The 21,323-nt window shown below is 70.8% G+C and carries 1 protein-coding gene; it reads right to left on the minus strand.

Annotation, left to right across the window (positions count from 1 at the left end):
* Positions 1–24: 24 nt before the first annotated feature.
* Positions 25–21,312, minus strand: coding sequence for a type I polyketide synthase (locus tag ACK1X7_RS04865; RefSeq protein ID WP_413114683.1), 21,288 nt, complete (start codon positions 21,310–21,312; stop codon positions 25–27).
* Positions 21,313–21,323: the final 11 nt, after the last annotated feature.

Genomic DNA, 21,323 nt, shown 5'->3' on the forward strand with positions numbered 1-21,323 from the left:
TCCCCGGTCGGACGTTCTCGCTGCTCATGACCCATCGAGTTCCTGGTCGATGATTCCGAACATGTCGTCGAGCGAGGCCGATTCCAGGTCTCCCTCGACGTTGCTCGACCGCGCCGGACGGTGCAGGTCAGCCCACATCGAAACGATGGTCTCCATCCGCGAGGACAACTGCTCACGCATGGTGTCGTCCTCCGCCATCACTGAAATCATGGCGGCGACCTTGTCCAGCTCCCTGAGCCGCGCCGCGACCGGGTCGGCGGTCTCCGGCGCAACCTCGGCGAGCACATGTTCCGCCAGCGCCGCCGGGGTCGGATAGTCGAAGATCGCGGTCGCGGCCAGCCTGATGCCGGTGGTGGCACCCAGCCGGTTGCGCAGTTCCACCGCGGTCAGGGAGTCGAAGCCGATCTCCTGGAAGGTCCGCGACGGATCGATCGCCGACGCGTCCGGGTGCCGCAGCACCGCGGCGACCTGCCCGCGTACCAGCTCCAGTACGGTCTGGCTCCGTTCCGCGTCCGGCATCTCGGCCAGGCTCTTCCGCAGTGCCACCCCACCGTCACCGGCCTCGGCGGCCCGGCGCGGCGGGGTCGGTGCCAGCGCGCTCAGCACGGGTGGCACCGTGCCGGTGGCCACCACCGCCCGCAGGTGCAGCGGGGTGGCCACGAGGGTGGCTTCGCCGCTTCGGCACGCGGCGTCGAACAGCTCCAGACCACGCTCGTCGGACAGGGGAACGGCGCCCGTACGGGTCATCCGCGCCACATCCTCCTCCGACAGGTGTGCGGTCAAGCCACTGCGCCGCTGCCACAGGCCCCACGCCACCGACACCGCGGCGAGTCCCTGGGCCCGCCGGTGGGTGGCCAGCGCATCGAGGAAGGCGTTGGCAGCGGCGTAGTTGCCCTGCCCGGCGCTGCCCAGCACTCCGGTGGCGGAGGAGAACAGCACGAACGCGTCCAGATCCAGCCGACGTGTCAGCTCGTGCAGGTGCCAGGCCGCGTTCGCCTTCGGCCGTAGGACGGTGTCCACGCGTTCGGCGGTCATCGAGCCGATGACACCGTCGTCCAGCACCCCGGCGGTGTGAACGACGGCGCGCAACGTCGGAATGGTGGCAAGCAGGGCGCTCAGCTCGGCACGATCGGCCACATCGCAGGCGGCGACGCGGATGCGGGCGCCGAGCGCCTCAAGTTCGGCGGCCAGGTCCGCGGCACCGGCCGCGGTGGCACCGCCGCGACTGGCCAACACCAGGTCATTCGCGCCGTGGACGGTCACCAGGTGGCGGGCGACCAGACCGCCGAGGGTCCCCGTCCCTCCGGTGATCAGTACGGTGCCGGTGTCCCAGGCGGGGGTCTTCCCGTCCGGTACGGGCGCCTTGACCAGCCTGGGCACCAGTACCGTCCCGGTCCGGATGGCCGCTTCGGGTTCCCCTGTCGCGAGCACCGCGGGCAGCACCCCGAGGTTCGAATCGTCGTCGTGGTCGATCACAACGAGCCGGTCGGGGTTCTCCTGCTGTGCGGTGCGCAGGAGCCCCCGTACGGAGGCTGCCGCCAGATCCGCCACGTCGTCCCCGGTGGATGTGGCCACCGCGCGGCGAGTGAGCACCACCAGGCGGGTATCGGTGAATCGCACGTCCGCGAGCCAATCCCGCACCACCTCCAGCACTCGGCGCAGGGTGGACGAGATCGCTTCCGGGGCCGGACCGTCGGCCGCCTCGGGCAGACACGGCAGGACCAGCACATCCGGCACCTGGCCGACGGAGGCGAGGTCCCGATGGCGTTGTGGCGACACACCGGCCGTGGTCAGCGCGGCGGTCAGCCGCGGTTCCTCGTGGCCGCCCAGCAGTCCCCAGGACAGAGCCTGCGAGCCGGCGGCGCCCGTGGGGAGGGGAAGCTCCTTCCAGTCCAGCCGGAACAGTGCGTCGCTCCGGCTGCCACCGGCCACTTCGAGCAGTCGGCTCTCCGCCACCGGACGCATCGCCAGCGTGTCGATGGACAGCACGGGCGCCCCGGAGGTGTCCGCCATCCGAATGGCCACCGTATCCGGACCCGCCGGGCTGAGCGCCACCCGCAGGGTGGTCGCACCCACCGCGTGCAGGGTCACCCCGCTCCAGGAGAAGGGGAGATGGGCCTGACCCGGCTCGCTCACGAAGGCGCCCAGGCCGATGCCCTGTAGGGCCGCGTCCAGCAACGCGGGATGCACTCCGCATCGGGCGGCGTCGCCTGCTATCTGCTCGGGCAACGCCACGTCCAGGAACACCTCGCCGTCACGAATCCACGCCGCCCGCAGACCATGGAAGGCAGGGCCGTACTGATAGCCCCGCTCGGCCATCGCCGGGTACAGCTCGGTGACGTCGACCGGCTGGGCACCGACCGGTGGCCAGGAAGACAGGTTCGCGGGCGGATCGCCATGCTCGCCCGCGCGCAGCGTGCCCCCGGCGTGGCGTATCCAGTCGCCCTCGCGGCGGGAGAACACCGTGAGGGGGCGGTTTTCGAGGTGATCCGGGCCTCCGACCGACACCTGGAGCTGCACAGTCTCCTGGTCGGGCACGACAAGCGGCTCATGCAGCGTCAGCTCTTCCAGTGTGTCGCAGCCGAACCGCGCCCCCGCCTGAAGCGCGAGTTCCACGAACGCGGTGCCCGGAAGAAGCACCATTCCGAGGACGGCGTGGTCGGCCAGCCACGGCTGCCCGGCCAGCGACAGCGCACCGGTCAGCACACAGCCATCCGCGTCCGGGAGCGGCACCGCCGCGCCCAACAGCGGATGGTCAACGGCTCCCAGTCCCAGTCCGGATGCGTCGCCGGTGCGCGTGGAAGGCGTCAGCCAGAACCGCTCACGCTGGAACGCATAGGTGGGCAAGTCGACGCGCCGAGCACCGGTACCGGCGAAGACCGTCTGCCAGTTGACCTCGACACCGTGGATGGACACCTCGGCCAGCGACGTCAGGAACCGATCCGCTCCTCCCTCGTCACGGCGGAGCGAACCGGTGGCCACGATGTTGGTGCCCATCGCGTCGGCGGTGTCCTGGATGCCGATGGTCAGCACCGGATGCGGGCTGGCCTCGACGAACACCGTGTGACCCTGGCGTATGAGGGTCTCAACGGCGCCCTGGAACTCCACGGTCTCGCGCAGATTCCGATACCAATACCCGGCATCCAACTCCACGGTGTCCATCACCCGCCCGGTCACCGTCGAATAGAACGGCACCCGCCCACTACGCGGCTTAACGACCGCCAGCGCCTCCGCCAGCTCTCCCCGGATCTCCTCCACCTGCACCGAATGCGAGGCGTAATCCACCGGAATCCGCTTGGCCTCCGGAAACTCCACCAACACCGCATCCAGCACCTCAACCCCACCGGACACCACCGTCGACGCCGGACCATTCACCGCCGCCACCGACAACCCCGGACGATCCCGCAGCCGGTCAGCAGGCACCGGGACGGACACCATCCCGCCCCGACCCGACAGGGCCAGCAACGCCTTGCTCCGCAAGGCCACCACCCGCGCGCCATCCGCCAAGGTCAGACCATCCGCCACACACGCCGCCGCGATCTCACCCTGCGAATGACCGATCACGGCAGCGGGCTCGACACCATACGAACGCCACAACTCCGCCAGCGACACCATCACCGCCCACAACACCGGCTGCACCACATCCACCCGTCCCAACGCCACCTCATCACCCAGCACATCCCACAACGACCACTCCACCAACGGAGCAAGCGCATCCGCACACTCACGCATCCGCCCCGCGAACACCGGCGAGGACTCCATCAGCCCCAACGCCATCCCGACCCACTGCGACCCCTGCCCCGGGAAGACAAACACCACCGAGCGACCGGGCTGGGCAGCGCCGCCGGTCTCGATGGCGTCCAGCTCGCGCAGCAGTTCCGCGCGGTCCGCGCCCACGACGACCCCGCGGTGCGACAGGGTCGCGCGGGTCTCGACCAGGGACCATCCCACATCCACCGGGTCGAGTTCGGGGTTCTGCCGCACGAAGGATGCCAACCGCTGGGCCTGCGCCCGTAGCCCGGCCGCCCCAGCGCCCGAGAGCACCCATGGCACCACGGGCAGCCCCGCCCGTTCGGTGTCCGACTCACCGTTCTCGTCCAGCTCCGGTGCCTGTTCGAGGATCACATGGGCGTTGGTGCCGCTCACTCCGAACGCGGACACCCCGGCGCGGCGCGGTCGGCCCTGGTCGGGCCACATGGTCTGCTCGGTCAGCAGCTCGATGGCCCCGGCGTTCCAGTCGACGTGCGGGGAGGGCTCATCGACATGCAGGGTTCGTGGCAGCACACCGTTGCGCAGGGCCAGAACCATCTTGATGAGTCCGGCGGCACCCGCGGCCGCCTGGGTGTGTCCGATGTTGGACTTCACCGAGCCCAGCAGCAACGGCCGCTCCGGGTCCCGGTCCTGACCGTAGGTGGCCAACAGGGCCTGTGCCTCGATCGGATCACCCAGCGTCGTCCCCGTACCGTGCGCCTCCACCGCATCCACATCGCGAGCCGCAAGCCCGGCGCTCGCCAGCGCCTGCCGGATCACCCGCTGCTGCGACGGACCATTCGGCGCCGTCAGCCCGTTGGATGCACCGTCCTGGTTGACGGCCGAACCACGCACCACCGCCAGCACCCGGTGGCCGTTCCGTTCGGCGTCGGACAGCCGCTCCAGGACGAGCACCCCGGCGCCTTCGGCGAACCCGGTGCCGTCGGCGGCGGCGGCGAATGCCTTGCACCGCCCGTCCGGTGCGAGTCCGCGCTGGCGGGAGAACTCCACCAGCAGATCCGGTGTCGTCATCACGGCCACGCCACCCGCCAGCGCCAGTGTGCTTTCGCCACGGCGCAGGGACTCGCAGGCCCAGTGCACGCTGACCAGCGAGGAGGAGCACGCGGTGTCCACGGTGACGGCGGGGCCTTCGAGGCCGAGGGTGTAGGCCACGCGGCCGGAGATGACGGAGGTGGAGTTCCCGGTGAGCAGATATCCCTCGGAGCCGTCCGGAGTGGCGGCCTGGCCCGCGCCGTACGTAGTCGAAGCGGCGCCCGCGAACACCCCGGTTCGGGTGCCCTTCAGGGCGAGGGGATCGATACCGGCGCGTTCGAAGGCTTCCCAGCACGCCTCGAGCCACAGGCGTTGCTGAGGGTCGGCGGCCAGCGCCTCTCGAGGGGAGATGGTGAAGAATCCCGCGTCGAAGTCCGCCGCGTTCTCGAGGAAGCCGCCGGTCCTGGCGTATGTCGTGCCGGGCCGGCTCCGGTCCTGGTCGTAGAGCGCGTCAAGGTCCCAGCCGCGGTCGGCCGGGAGCTCCGATATGGCGTCCGCGCCGCTCTCCAGCAGCCGCCACAGCGACTCCGGGGAGTCCACACCACCCGGGAGCCGACAGCTCATGCCGACGATGGCGATCGGCTCGTCGGCCGGGTGCGCCACCACGGGTGCCGGTACGGACACCGCCCCATCCGTGAAGCCGAACAGCTCGGCGTCGAGATGGCGGGCGAGCGCGGCCGGAGTGGGGTGGTCGAAGATCAAGGTGGCCTGCAACCGTCGTCCGGTCGCCGTGCGCAGCCTGTTGCGCAGTTCCACGGCGGAGAGCGAGTCGAAGCCGAGTTCCTTGAACGGCCGCTGCGGGGTCACCGATTCCGGGCCGCCGTGGCCGAGCACGGCCGCCGCCTGCCGGCGGACCAGGTCGAGCAGAGCGGCGAGGCGTTCGTCCTCCGCCAGCCCCGCGAGAGCGTCGTACCCATCGTTGTTCATCGCGTCGGCCGGGCCCGGAAGGGCGCGGGCGAGCGGAGCTGCGAGCGGAGCGCGTACGAGGCCCCGCAGCAGGGCGGGCACCGGCTCTGCGGCCGGTGAGGACGGTTCGTACCGCATCGGCACCAGCAGGGTGTCGCCGTTCGCCCGGGCGGCGTCGAAGAGGGCCAATCCCTCTTCGGTGGACAGCGAGCGGACGCCGGATCGGGCGAGCCGGTCGGTGGTCAGGTGTTCGGTCAGTCCGCTGCGCTGCTCCCAGAAGCCCCAGGCCAGGGAGGTCGCGGGCAGTCCCTGCGCCCGGCGGCGTGCGGCCAGCGCGTCCAGGAAGGCGTTGGCCGCCGCGTAATTGCCCTGCCCCGGGCCACCGAGCACACCGGCAGCAGATGAGAACAACACGAACTCGGCCAGGTCCCGGTCCCGGGTCAGTTCGTGCAGATGCCATGCGGCGTCCGCCTTGGGGCGCAGCACCGTGCGCAGCCGCTCCGGGGTGAGCGACCCGATCACGGCGTCGTCGAGGACACCGGCCGTGTGCACCACGCCCCGCAGATTCGGCAGCGAGTCGACCAACGCGGCAATGGCGTCCCGGTCCGACACATCGCATGCGGCCACGCGCACGTGCGCCCCGGCGGCTTCCAGGTCGGCGACCAGCTCCGCCACGTCCGGAGCGGTGTTGCCGCGACGGCCGGCCAGCACCAGTTCCGTCACCTCGTGCTCGTGCACCAGATGGCGAGCCACCAGCCCGCCCAGAGTCCCGGTGCCGCCGGTGATCAGTACGGTGCCGCCGGAGAGCGGTCGCGGGATGGTGAGGGCCAGTTTGCCGATGTGCCGCGCCTGGGAGAGCTGGCGGAAGGCGTCATCCGCCTGCCGTACGTCCTGGATCCGCAGTGGCAGCGGGGTGAACACGCCCTGGTGGAACAGGGAGAGCAGTTCGGTGAGTAGTCGGTGGATCCGGTCGGGGCCGGCGTCGAGCAGCTCAAAGGCCCGGTACGCCACGCCGTGGCGCGCCATCACCTCGTCGGCGTCCCGGAGGTCGGTCCTGCCCATCTCGATCAGCCGCCCGCCGGGGCGCAGCAGTCCGAGTGAGGAGTCGAGGAGTTCGCCGGTCAGCGAGTTGAGTACGACGTCCACCCCGTCCGGTGCGTCCGAGCGGAAGTGTTCCGCGAACTCCGTCGAGCGGGAGGACGCGATCCGCTGCGGGGCGACACCGCATTCGCGCACCGCATCCCATTTGGCCGGACTGGCGGTGGCGAACACCTCGGCGCCCAGCCAGTGGGCCACCTGCACTGCCGCCATTCCGACGCCACCGGCTGCCGCGTGCACCAGCACGGACTCGCCGCTGCGCACATCGGCAAGGTCGACCAACGCGTACATCGCGGTGAGGAAGGCGATCGGGGTGGCGGCGGCCCGCGGGAAGGACCAGTCGGCCGGGATCGGGGCCACCAGCCGGTGGTCGGTGATCGCCACCGGCCCGAAGGCCCCGGAGAACAGACCCATCACCCGGTCCCCGGGTGCCATTCCGGCTACTCCGGAGCCGACCTCCAGCACCGTTCCGGCGCCTTCGCTGCCCAGCAGACCGGCCTTGTCCGGGTACATCCCCAAGGCCAGGAGGACGTCACGGAAGTTGACCCCGGCCGCGTGCATGGCCACCCGGACCTCGCCCGCGGCCAGTGGCCTGGACACCTCCGCGCAGGGCGCGAGGACCAGGTGCTCCAAAGTGCCCTCGCCGTCGGCCTCCAGCCGCCAGGTGTCCGTTTCCGCCGGGATCGGCAACGCCGGCGGGGTGGCCCGTACCAGCCTGGGTACCAGCGCCTTCCCGGCCCGGATGGCCACCTGCGGTTCGTCGACGGTGAGCAATGCCGGGAGCGCGGACCATACGGATGGATCCTCGTCCACCGTGTCCACGAGCACGAAACGGCCGGGGTTCTCGGTCTGCGCGGTGCGTATGAGACCCCAGACCGCGGCGGCGGCGAGGCTCTCCGGATTCTCACCGGCCATGGCCGCGACCGCGCCCCGCGTCATCACGACGAGGCGGGCGTCCCCGAACCGGTCGTCCGCCAGCCACGCCTGCGCGACCTCGAGGACGTGGCTGCTGAGGGCGTACACACCCGCCGGACTCTCCTCAGCGGCGGAAAGCCTGAACACCACCGCCCCGGCTTGGGGCTGGACCGTCGCCAGCTCGGCCAGTTGGGCCGCCGACTCGATGGCGGGGGAGTCCTCTTCGGCCGAGTTGTCGGGCGAGCCGGGCAGGGCGAGTTCGGTCCAGTCCACCCGGAACAGCGCGTCATAGTGGGCATCGCCGAGCCCGCCGTCGGACACCGGACGCAGGACCAGAGACTCCGCCGACAGCACCGGTGCCCCGGTGCCGTCCATCGCCAGGAGCGAGATGGCGTCCGGGCCCGCCGGTGACAGCGCGACCCGCAAGGTGGTGGCACCGACGGCGTGCAGGGTGACACCGGTCCAGGCGAACGGAAGGTGCGGTCGGCCTGGTTCGGCCACGAACGCGCCCAGTCCGGCGCCGTGCAGGGCGGCGTCCAGCAGGGCGGGATGGACGCCGAAGCGGCCCGCGTCGCTCGCGGCCCTCTCGTCCAAGGCCACCTCGGCGAACACCTCGTCACCGCGCCGCCATGCCGTGTGCAGCCCCTGGAAGACGGGCCCGTACGCGTAACCGCGGGTGCTCATCTCGGCGTAGACATCGGTGAGATCGACCCGTGTGGCGTCCTCCGGCGGCCACGCCATCCGGTCCACGGGAGCCGTGTCGTCACCGGGGCTGATGGTGCCGGTGGCGTGCCGTACCCAGGCCCGGTCCCGGCCCGGCCTGGAGTACACGGTGACCGACCGGCGACCGCTCTCGTCCGGTCCGCCGACCGCCACCTGGATCTGTACGTCTCCGTGTGCGGGCAGCACGAGCGGCGCCTGGAGGGTCAGCTCGTCCAGCGTGCGGCAGTCCATGTGCAGCCCCGCTTGTACGGCCAGCTCCACGAATCCGGTGCCCGGCAGCAACACCCTGTCCAGGACGGTGTGATCGCGCAGCCAGGGGTGGGTGGCCATGGAGAGCGAGCCGGTCAGCACACAGCCGTCGGATTCGGGCAGTGGCAACACCGCGCTCAGCAAGGGGTGATCGAGACCGACAAGGCCCGCGCCTGCGACATCGGTCGCGCCACACACCGGATCCAGCCAGAACCACTCATGCTGGAACGCATAGGTCGGGAGATCGACCCTCCGCGCCCCCGCCTCGGCGAACAGCGGCCGCCAGTCCACCGGCACACCCTCGGTGAACAGCCTGCCGACGGTGCCGAGGAAGGAGACCGGGCCGCCGTTGTCGCGGCGCAGCGATCCGGTGGTGATGATGGGGGTGTCGGTGGCGTCGGCGGTGTCCTGGATGCCGATGGTCAGCACCGGATGCGGGCTGGCCTCGACAAATACCGTGTGTCCGAGCTCCAGCAATCCCTCGATCGTGGACTGGAACTCCACGGTCTCGCGCAGGTTTCGGTACCAGTACCCGGCGTCCAGCTCCGCGGTGTCCGTCAGCCGCCCGGTCACCGTCGAATAGAACGGAACCTGCCCGCCGCGCGGCTCCACGCCCGCCAGAGCCTGGGCCAGTTCTTCCTGGATCTCCTCCACCTGTGGGGAGTGCGAGGCGTAGTCCACCGGGATCCGCTTGGCCTCCGGGAACTCCGCGAGCACGGCATCCAGCACGTCGACCGCACCCGACACCACCGTGGACGCCGGGCCGTTCACCGCCGCCACCGACAGCCCGGGGCGGTCGCGCACTTGGTCGGCGGGCACCGGGACCGACACCATCCCACCCCGACCCGACAACGCCAGCAACGCCTTGCTGCGCAGCACCACCACCCGCGCGCCATCCGCCAAGGACAGACCACCTGCCACACACGCCGCCGCGATCTCACCCTGCGAATGACCCACCACCGCCGACGGCACCACACCGTACGAACGCCACAACTCCGCCAGCGACACCATCACCGCCCACAGCACCGGCTGCACCACATCCACCCGGCCCAGCGCTCGTTCATCCGCCAGCACATCCGGCAGCGCCCACTCCACCAGCGGAGCCAGCGCATCGGCGCACTCGCCCATCCGCCGCGCGAACACCGGCGAGGACTCCAGCAACTCCAACGCCATCCCGACCCACTGCGACCCCTGACCCGGGAAGACAAACACCACTCCAGTAGGCGATCCGGCCTCGCCGATCGCGGCGCCGCCACTGGCCACGGCCGCCAGCCCACGGAGGAGGTCATCGCGGTCAGCGCCGACGACCACGGCACGGTGTGGCAAGGCGGCGCGGGTCGACGCCAGCGACCAGCCGACATCCACCGGGCTCAGGTCCGGCCGGTCGCCGACAAAGGCCATGAGGCGCTCGGCCTGTGCGCGGACACCGGCTTCGCTCGCACCCGACACCACCCACGGGACGACCCCAGAGCCGTCGCGTTCCGGCGAGAGCTCGGGCTCGGAGACCGGCTCGGGGGCCTGCTCCAGGATCACATGGGCGTTCGTGCCGCTCACCCCGAATGCGGACACTCCGGCGCGGCGGGGCCGTCCGGCCTCCGGCCATGCCTTCCGCGCGCTCAGGAGTTCCACCGCGCCGGTGGACCAGTCCACATGAGGAGTCGGCTCATCGATGTGAAGGCTCTGCGGCAGCACACCGTGGCGCATCGCCATCACCATCTTGATCACACCGGCCACACCCGCCGCCGCCTGCGTATGACCAATATTCGACTTGATCGAACCCAGGAGCACCGGCCGCTCCGGATCCCGGCCCTGACCGTAGGTGGCCAACAACGCCTGCGCCTCGATCGGATCACCCAGCGTCGTACCCGTACCGTGCGCCTCCACCGCGTCCACATCCACCGTGGACAAGCGGGCGTTCGCCAGCGCCTGCCGGATCACCCGCTGCTGCGACGGACCATTCGGCGCCGTCAACCCATTCGACGCACCATCCTGATTCACCGCAGAACCCCGCACCACCGCAAGGATCGGATGCCCATGGCGCTCGGCATCGGACAGCCGCTCCACCACCAGCATTCCGGCGCCCTCGCCCCAGCCGGTGCCGTCCGCCGCCGCCGCGAACGCCTTGCAGCGTCCATCGGCAGCCAGGGCACGCTGGCGGGAGAATTCCACGAAGATACCGGCGGTCGTCATGACGCTCGCGCCACCCGCCAGGGCCAGCGAGCACTCGCCGGACCGCAGGGCCCGTACCGCCAGGTGCAGGGCCACCAGCGACGATGAACACGCCGTGTCCACGGTCAGCGCGGGGCCTTCGAGACCAAGGACGTAGGAGACCCGGCCGGACATCACCGATGCCGAGTTGCCCGTGCCCACCCGGCCCTCGAAGTCGCCCGTCTCGTCCGCCTTCAGCAGGGCCGCGTAGTCCTGGCCGTTCGTTCCCGTGAACACGCCGGTCTCGCTGCCCCGCAGCGTCGTGGGGTCGATGCCGGCCCGCTCCAGCGCCTCCCATGACACCTCGAGCAGCAGCCGCTGTTGCGGGTCCATCGCCACCGCTTCGCGCGGGGAGATCCCGAAGAATCCGGCGTCGAACTCACCGGCTCCGGCGACGAACGCGGCCGCTCGGGTGGAGGAGGTGCCCCGGTGGTCGGGGTCCGGGTGGAACAGGTTCGCGGTGTCCCAGCCCCGGTTCTCGGGGAACGGGCCGATGGCGTCGGAGCCGTCGGCGAGCAGACGCCACAGATCCTCGGGAGACATGACGTCCCCCGGGAAGCGGCAGCTCATCCCGACGATCGCGATGGGCTCGTCGTCCACCGCGCCGATCGCCTGGACCGGGACGGCCGGGGCCGAGCGGTCCTGGCCACCGTGCAGCAGTTCGCCGCAGAGGTACTCCGCCATCGCCAGCGGGGTGGGCTGGTCGTACGTCAGGGTGGCCGGCAGCCGGAGGCCGGTGGCCCGGTTGAGCCGGTTACGCAGTTCGACCGCGGTGACCGAGTCGAAGCCGCTCTCCTGGAAGGCCCGGCCGGGGTCGATCGCGTCCGGGCCGGCGTGCCCGAGCACGACCGCGACATGGCGCCGGACCAGGTCCAGCACCGCGCGATCCCGGTCGGCGTCGGCCATCCCGGCGATCCGCTCGGCGAATTCCGAGCGCTCGTGGCCCGGCTCGGCGCTCTCCTGACCGACTCCGGCGTCGATCAGCGCCCGTACCTCAGGGAGTTCGGACAGCAGCGGGCTGGGGCGGGTCGCGGTGAAGGCGACATAGTGCCGGTCCCAGTCGATCTCGGCGACCGTGACGACGGTGTCGTCCTGCTCGACGGCGCGTGCCATGGCCGCGACCGCCATCTCCGGCGCCATCTCCGGTACGCCGTGGCGGCGGGCCACCTCGCCCACCCCGCCCTCGCCCATGCCGTCACCGGCCCACAGACCCCAGGCGATGGAGGTGGCGGCCAGGCCCTCGGCGCGGCGCTGCTCGGCCAGCGTGTCCACGAAGACATGGCCGGGTGCGTAGTTGCCCTGTCCGGGTGCGCCCAGTGTGCCCGACAGCGAGGAGAAGAGGACGAAGGCGGACAGATCCATGTCCCGGGTCAGTTCGTGCAGATGCACCGCGCCGTCGGTCTTGACGCGCAGCACTCGTTGCAGTTGCTCGGTGGTGAGCGAGTTCAGGGTGCCGTCATCGAGCACCGCCGCGGTGTGCACCACCGCGGTCAGCGGTCCGACCTCGGCCAGCAACGCGGCCAGGGCGTCCCGGTCGCCGACGTCGCACGCCGCCACCGTCACCCGGGCGCCGAGCGCCTCCAGTTCTCCGGCCAGCCGCTCGGCGCCCGGCGCGGCCATGCCCCGGCGGCTGGTCAGCACCACATGTTCGGCGCCCCGGCCGGCCAGCCATCGGGCGACATGGCCACCCAACGCTCCGGTGCCGCCGGTGACCAGTACGGTGCCGCGAGGTTGCCAGGCCCCGCCGCGCTCGCGGGCCGGCGCATGCGCCAGCCTCCGGCCGAAGAGCCCACTCGGTCGGATCGCCACCTGATCCTCGCCCGAGGTGCCGGACAGCACACCGGCCAGGTGGTCCTGGGTACGCGGGTCCACGCTCTCGGGCAGGTCGATCAAACCGCCCCAGCGCAGCGGCTGTTCCAGGGCGATCACCTTGCCGAGGCCCCAGGCCAGGGCCTGCTTTCGGCGGACGGCCAGGTGGCCTTCGCCACCGGTTTTGGCATCGCTTCCTGCACCGCCACCGACGCCGACGCCGTAGCCGAGCGAGACGCCACGCTGGGTGAGGCACCACATCGGGGCTTCCAGACCGGCGTCTCCGAGCGCCTGCGAAAGCAACAGCGTCATCGCGTATCCCTGGGGGACCGAGGGGTACGCGGGGTGCGGGCTTTCGTCCAGCGCGGTCAGCGACACCACACCGCTGATCCGGGGGGTGTCGGCCAGAACGGCGCCCAGCCGGTCGGCCAGCGTGGCACGGTCCAGTTCGGGCTCGCCGAGAACGACCATGACGGGCTCGGCACCGTGGCGGATCAGTGCACCGGTCACCCCCGCGACCCACTCGTGCTCGGCCTCCGCATGGGAGACCACGACCAGCCAGGTGCCCGCCGGCGATGTGGCGGGCGCGGTGAGCGGCTTCCAGCGGATCTTGTACCGCCATGAGTCGATGGTGGAGACATCACGGCGTTCGCGCCGCCACTGGGACAGGGCGGGCACCACTTCGCGCAGCGACTGCCCGTCGACGCGGAGCGCCCCGGCGAGCGATTCGAGGTCCTCACGCTCGACGGTGTCCCAGAAGTCCGTGTCGACCGTGCCGGTGGAGATCTCGGGCGGCGGGGCGTCCAGCCAGTAGCGCTCCCGTTGGAAGGCGTACGTCGGCAGGTCCACCCGGCGGGCGCCGGGGAACAGCGGCAGCCAGTCGACCTCGACACCGTGTGCGTACGCCTCGGCCAACGCGCTGAGGAAGCGGACGAGGCCACCGTCGTCCCGGCGCAGTGAGGCCAGTACGAGTCCGCCGTTCGCGCCCGCGTCGTCGAGCGTTTCGCGCAGGCCCGTGGTCAGGACGGGGTGAGGGCTGATCTCGATGAAGGTGTGGTGGCCGCCCTCCAGCGCGCCACGGGTGACCTGCTCGAGCTCCACTGTCTCGCGCAGATTGCGATACCAGTAGTCCGCGTCCAGTTGCGCGGTGTCGATGGGCCGTCCGGCCACCGTGGAGTGGAAGAGGGTCGTTCCGGTGCGCGGCTCGATGGACGCCAGGGCCGTCAGCAGTTCATCACGGATCCCGTCGATCTGGGGCGAGTGGGAGGCGTAGTCCACCGGGATCCGCTTGGCCTCCGGGAACTCCGCAAGCACCGTGTCCAGCACCTCATCCGCACCGGACACCACCGTCGTCGCGGGGCCGTTCACCGCCGCCACCGACAGCCCGGGGCGGTCGCGCAGTTGGTCGGCGGGCACCGGGACGGACACCATCCCACCCCGACCCGACAACGCCAGCAGCGCCTTGCTGCGCAGCACCACCACCCGCGCCCCGTCCGCCAGCGACAAACCACCCGCAACACACGCCGCCGCGATCTCGCCCTGTGAGTGACCCACCACGGCCGACGGCACCACACCGTACGAACGCCACAACTCCGCCAGGGACACCATCACCGCCCACAGCACCGGCTGCACCACATCGACACGAGCCAGCTTTCGTTCATCCGCCAGCACGTCCGACAGCGACCACTCCACCAGCGGAGCCAGCGCATCCGCACATTCGCCCATCCGCCGCGCGAACACCGGCGAGGACTCCAGCAACTCCAACGCCATCCCGACCCACTGCGACCCCTGCCCCGGGAAGACGAACACCACCGAGCGTCCCGGCTCGGCCGCGTCCGCTACCTCCACCACGCCCGGTGCCGGTTCGTCCTGTGCCAGGGCCGCCAGTCCGGCCAGCAGTGCGGTGTGATCGCCGCCGAGCACCACCGCCCGATGTTCCAGCGTCGCGCGGCTGGTGAACAGCGAGAAGCCGATGTCCGCCACGTTCCCGTCTGGGTGGCTCATCAGGTGTGCGCGCAGTCGTTCCGCCTGTGCGCGAACGGCGCGCCGGTCCCGGCCCGAGACGATCCACGGGACCGTCGCGCCTGCTTCGGCGTCGTCGGGCCGCTCCGCGGCCGTCGACATCGGCGCCTGCTCGATAATCAGGTGTGCGTTCGTTCCACTGATGCCGAACGATGAGACTCCGGCGCGACGGGGCCGTCCGGCCTCCGGCCACGCCGTCTGCTCGCCCAGGAGCCGCACCGCGCCGCTGGACCAGTCCACATGCGGGGTCGGCTCATCGATGTGGAGGCTCTGCGGCAGCACACCGTGGCGCATCGCCATCACCATCTTGATCACACCGGCCACACCCGCCGCCGCCTGCGTATGACCAATATTCGACTTCACCGAACCCAGCAGCAACGGCCGATCCGGATCCCGATCCTGACCGTACGTGGCCAACAGGGCCTGCGCCTCGATCGGATCACCCAGCGTGGTCCCCGTACCGTGCGCCTCCACCGCATCGACATCCCGAGTGGCGAGCCCGGCGCCGGCCAGCGCCTGCCGGATCACCCGCTGCTGCGACGGACCATTCGGCGCCGTCAACCCATTCGACGCACCATCCTGATTCACCGCAGAACCCCGCACCACCGCAAGGATCGGATGCCCATGGCGCTCAGCATCAGAAAGCCGTTCGACCAGCAGCATGCCGATGCCTTCTGCGAAGCCGGTGCCGTCCGCCGCTCCCGCGAACGCCTTGCAGGTGCCGTCCGGTGCGAGCCCGCGCTGGCGGGAGAATTCCACGAAGACGGTGGGGGTGGACATCACCGTCACGCCACCGGCCAGCGCGAGCGAGCACTCGCCGAGGCGCAGCGCCTGTATGGCGAGGTGCAGTGCCACCAGCGACGACGAGCAGGCCGTGTCCACGGTGACGGCCGGGCCCTCGAGGCCGAAGGTGTAGGCCACGCGGCCCGAGGCGACGCCGGCCGCCGCGCCCGTGCCCAGATACCCCTCGACACCGTCCGGAGTGGTCGACAGTCGGGTGAGGTAGTCGTGGTGCATCACGCCGGTGAACACACCGATCCGCTCGCCCTTGACGGAGGTGGCGGGGATACCCGCGCGCTCGAACACCTCCCATGATGTCTCCAGGAGCAGCCGCTGCTGCGGGTCCATGGCCGCGGCCTCGCGCGGCGAGATCCCGAAGAACCCGGCGTCGAACTCGGCCGCGTCGTAGACGAATCCACCGCTGCGGGCATACGACGTACCGGGGCGATCCGGATCCGGATCGTAGAGACTGTCCAGGTCCCAGCCGCGGTCGGTCGGCAGGACGGATATCGCGTCGCCGCCCGAGCGCACCAGGTCCCACAGCGCTTCCGGTGAGGTGATCCCGCCGGGGTAGCGGCAGCTCATTCCGACGATCACGATCGGATCGTCGGCGACGAGCGAGCCCCCGGCCGGTGTGACGACGGCGCCGCTGTCCGTGCCGAGGACTTCGGCCAGCAGATGCTCGGCGAGCGCATGCGGTGTCGGATAGTCGAAGACGGCGGTGGCGGGCAGCCGTACGCCGGTGGCCGCGCTGATCCGGTTGCGCAGTTCCACCGCGGTCAGCGAGTCGAAGCCGATTTCCTGGAAGGTCCGCGCGGTGTCGACCGATTCCGTGGACGCGTGGCGCAGTACCGCCGCGATGTGATTGCGCACGAGGTCGAGTACGGCCTGATCCCACTCGGCGCGGTCCACGGCGGCCAGCCGGTGTTCGAGCGCGGAGGCCGAGTCGGGGACGTCTACTGCCTGGGCAGCACGCCGGATCCGCGGGCGGACCAGGTCGCGTAGGACGGCGGGCAGATTGTCGGTGCCCGCCCATGCCTGGAGGTCCAGCGGTGCGGCCAGCACCATCGCCTCATCGGCGGCGAGCGCCGCGTCGAACAGTTCCAGTGCCTGGGAGGTGGGCATCGGGACCGCGTGGGCACGCGCCAGATCGTCGCCCGTCAGGTGCTCGGTCTGCTCGCTGCGTTCTTGCCAGAACCCCCACGCGATCGACACCCCCGGCAACCCCTGCCCCCGCCGATGAACAGCCAACGCATCCAGAAACCCATTCGCCGCCGCATAACTCCCCTGCCCCGCATTCCCCAACACACCCGCCGCCGACGAGAACAACACAAACGCCGACAGATCCAACCCACACGTCAACTCATGCAAATACCAAGCCCCCAACGCCTTCGGCCCCAACACCCCCACCAACCGACCCCCATCCAACGAACCCACCACCCCGTCATCCACCACACCCGCCGCATGCACCACCACACTCAACCCCTCAACCGACCCCACCAACTCCGCCACCGCACCCCGATCCCCCACATCACACGCCACCACCCGCACCCGAGCACCCAACCCCTCCAACTCCCCAACCAAACCCCCAACACCCGGCGCACCCCACCCCCGACGACTCACCAACACCACCTCACCCACCCCATACACCGACACCAAATGACGCGCCACCAAACCACCCAACAACCCCGTCCCACCCGTCACCAACGCCACACCACCCCTAACACCAGCCACCACACCCCCACCAGCACCAGCACCCCCACCAGCACCAGCCGCACTCACACCCACCAAACGCGGCACCCACACCCGACCCCCACGCACCGCAACCTCCGACTCACCCAACCCCACCACATCCGCAACCACACCCACATCCCCATCAACACCCACATCCACCAACACAAACCGACCCGGATGCTCCGACTGCGCCGAACGCACCAACCCCCACACCGCACCACCACCCACATCCACCACACCCTCACCACCCACAGACACCGCACCCCGCGTCACCACCACCAACCGCGAACCACCAAACCGCTCATCCCCCACCCACAACCGCAAAACCTCCAACACACCCACCACATCAACCCCCGACAACACCACACACCCCGGCACCACACCACCCGAAACCACCTCACCCCACTCCACAACCGACCCCACCCCACACACACCCACATCCACCCACTCCACCCGATACAACGCATCGGTCCTGCTCCCCCGCCCGTCGTTGAGCTGCTGAGCGGAGACCGGCCGCAGAGCCAGTGAGCGTGCCGACAGGACGGGCGCGCCGGTGACATCCGTGGCCCGGAGGGCGATCGCGTCGCGGCCGGCCGGGGTCAGGGTGACGCGCAGGACCGTCGCACCGACCGCGTGCAACGTGACGCCGCTCCAGGAGAACGGCACATAAGCCTGGCCGTCGTCGGTTACGAAGTCGCCGAATCGCACCCCATGGAGCGCGGCATCGAGCAGCGCGGGATGGATCGCGCACCGGGCCGCGTCCCCCCGGGCCTCCTGGGCCACCGCCACCTCGACGAAGACCTCGTCTCCCCGGCGCCAGGCCTCCCGCAACCCCTGGAACACCGGCCCATACGCATACCCCCGCTCCGCCAACGCCTCATAAACCCCCTCCACCCCAACCCGCTCCGCACCCACCGGCGGCCACACCTCCACAGCCGACACCCCACCACCCGCCACCCCCACCACACCCACCGCATGCCGAACCCACTCACCCTCCCGACACGAAAACACCGACACCGACCGGCGACCCCCCTCACCGGCACCACCCACCGAAACCTGAACCTCCACCTCACCCCGCTCCGGCAACACCAACGGCCCCTCCAACGTCAACTCCTCAACCACCCCACACCCCAACCCCAACCCCGCCTGCAACACCAACTCCACAAACCCCGTCCCCGGCAGCAACACCGCACCGGAGAGGGCGTGATCGGCCAGCCAGGAGTGGGTGGCCAGGGACAGCCGACCGGTGAGCAGGCAGCCGCCGGACTCGGGCAGCGCGACCGTGGCCCCGAGGAGGGGGTGGTCGAGCGCGCCCAGCCCCAGCGCGGAGGCGTCACCGTGCCCGGGCCGGGGCGTCAGCCAGTAACGCTCCCGCTGGAACGGGTAGGTCGGCAGCTCCACCCGCCGCGCCTCGCCGAAGGCCGCGGGCCAGTCCACCCGTATGCCGTGCACCTGAAGCCGCGCCATGGCCGAGAAGAACTGGGCGAGCCCGCCCTGGCCACGGCGCAGCGAGCCGGTGACCACCACGGATTCGCCGGAGGCGTCCGCCGTGTCCTGGATGCCCATGGTCAGGGCGGGGTGGGTGCTCGATTCCACGAAGACGCGGTGGCCGTCGGAGAACAGGGCCTGGAGCGCGCCCAGGAAGTCGATGGGCTTGCGGGCGTTCCAGAACCAGTAGTCCGCGTCGAGTTCGGTGGTGTCCAGGAGTCCGCCGGTCACCGTGGAGTAGAACGGCACGGTGGACTGGCGGGGCGCCACGTCGGCCAGCAGAGCGAGCAGCCGTTCGCGCAGCGGTTCCACCTGAGGGCCATGGGATGCCACCGTGGCGGGCACGACACGCGCGCGTACGCCGTCCGCCTGGCATGCGGCCACGAACTCCTGGAGACTTTGCGGGTCGCCGGCCACCGTGGCCGCCGCGGGCCCGTTCACCCCGGCCACCGCGAGGCGTTCGCCCCACGGCTCGATCCGGGTGGCCAGTTGTTCCGCCGGCAGGGCGACCGAGGCGATCGCACCGTTGCCCACCAGCGTTTCGGCGAACAGGCGGCTGCGCAACACCACCACCTTGGCCGCGTCCTCCAGCGACAGCGCCCCGGCCACACAGGCGGCCGCGATCTCGCCCTGGGAGTGCCCGACCACGGCGGAGGGAGTGATCCCGTAGGAGGACCACAGCTCGGCGAGGGACACCATCATGGTGAACAGAACCGGCTGGACGACCTCGATGAGGTCGAGCGAGGGCGCACCGGGCACGGAGCGCACCACGTCCTCGATGGACCAGTCGAGATGCGTCTCCAGTGCACGGGCGCACTGGGCGAACCGGCGGGCGAAGGCCGGGGAGGAGTCCAGCAGTTCCACGGCCATACCGGCCCACTGCGAGCCCTGGCCGGGAAAGACGAACACCACGCCGGTGTCGGGACCGGCCACTCCCTCCACCACGTTCGGGGCCGGGTCTCCGGCGGCCACCGCGGCAAGGCCGTTCAGCAGGTCCGACGGGGTGGATCCGATGACCACGGCGCGGTGTGACAGCGCCGAGCGGGTGGCGGCGAGGGTCCATCCGAGGTCGCTGGGGTCCGCTTCGGTGGCCACGGTGGCGAGCCGGGCCGCGAACGCGCGCAGACCGGCCTCGCCCTGGCCCGAGAGCACCCAGGGCACCGCCACCGGTTCGGTCCGCGGCGGATCGGTGCGCTCGGCCTCCGGTGCCTGTTCCAGGATCGCGTGGGCGTTGGTGCCACTCACGCCGAAGGCGGAGACTCCCGCCCTGCGCGGACGGTCGTTCTCCGGCCAGGGAGTCCGCTCCGTGAGCAGGCGCACCGCGCCGGCGGACCAGTCCACATGCGGGGTCGGCTCGTCCACGTGCAGGGTGCGCGGCAGTACGCCGTGGCGCATGGCGAGCACCATCTTGATGACCCCGGCGACGCCCGCGGCGGCCTGGGTGTGGCCCAGGTTCGACTTGACCGATCCCAGCCACAACGGCAGGTCCCGATCCTGACCGTAGGTGTCCAGCAGGGCCTGTGCCTCGATCGGGTCCCCGAGCCTGGTGCCGGTGCCGTGCGCCTCCACCACGTCGACATCGCCGGTGGAGAGCTGGGCGTCGGACAGTGCCGCGCGGATGACCCGGCGCTGGGAGGGCCCGTTGGGCGCGGTCAGCCCGTTCGACGCGCCGTCCTGGTTGGCGGCGGTGCCACGCACCACCGCCAGTACCGGGTGGCCGTGCCGTTCGGCGTCGGACAGCCGCTCCACCAGCAGCATCCCGGCGCCCTCACCCCAGCCGGTGCCGTCCGCGCCCGCCGCGAACGCCTTGGACCGGCCGTCCGGCGCCAGCCCGCCCTGTTTGGACAGCTCGACGAAGGTGTTCGTCGTCGTCATCACCGTGACGCCGCCCGCCAGCGCCAGCTCGCACTCCCCGTTGCGCAGCGCCCGGACGGCCAGATGCAGGGCGATCAGAGAGGACGAGCACGCGGTGTCCACGGTGACCGTCGGCCCTTCGAGACCGAAGGCGTAGGCCACTCGTCCCGAGAGGACGCTGGCCGCGCTGCCCGTGCCGAGGTGGCCTTGCACATCGTCCCGCGCCGCGCTGAGCAGCGTCGCGTAGTCCTGGCCGTTGGTGCCGATGAACACCCCGGTCAGGCTGCCCCGCACGGCGTCACGGTTGACACCGGCCCGCTCGAACGCTTCCCAGGCAGTCTCCAGCATCAGCCGCTGCTGCGGGTCCATCGCGATGGCCTCCCGGGGGGATATCCCGAAGAGCGCCGCGTCGAAATCGGCGATGCCATGGAGGAATCCGCCGTAGCGGGTGACCGACTTCCCGGAACTGCCCTCCGGGTCGTAGAGACCTTCCGTGTCCCAGCCACGGTCGACCGGGAATTCCGACACCGCGTCGCCACCGTCGCGCACCAGGTCCCACAACGCTTCCGGCGTCGCGATGCCACCGGGGAAACGGCAGCTCATGCCGATGATCGCAATGGGCTCGTGGCTCTTCGCCTCGATGTCCTGCAAGCGCTGGCGGGTCTGCCGCAGATCCTTCGTGACCTCTTTGAGGTAATGACGAAGTTTCTCTTCATTCTCCACAGGACAGCCCT

Source organism: Streptomyces sp. CY-1 (genome assembly GCF_047218265.1).
Taxonomy (GTDB): domain Bacteria; phylum Actinomycetota; class Actinomycetes; order Streptomycetales; family Streptomycetaceae; genus Streptomyces; species Streptomyces niphimycinicus.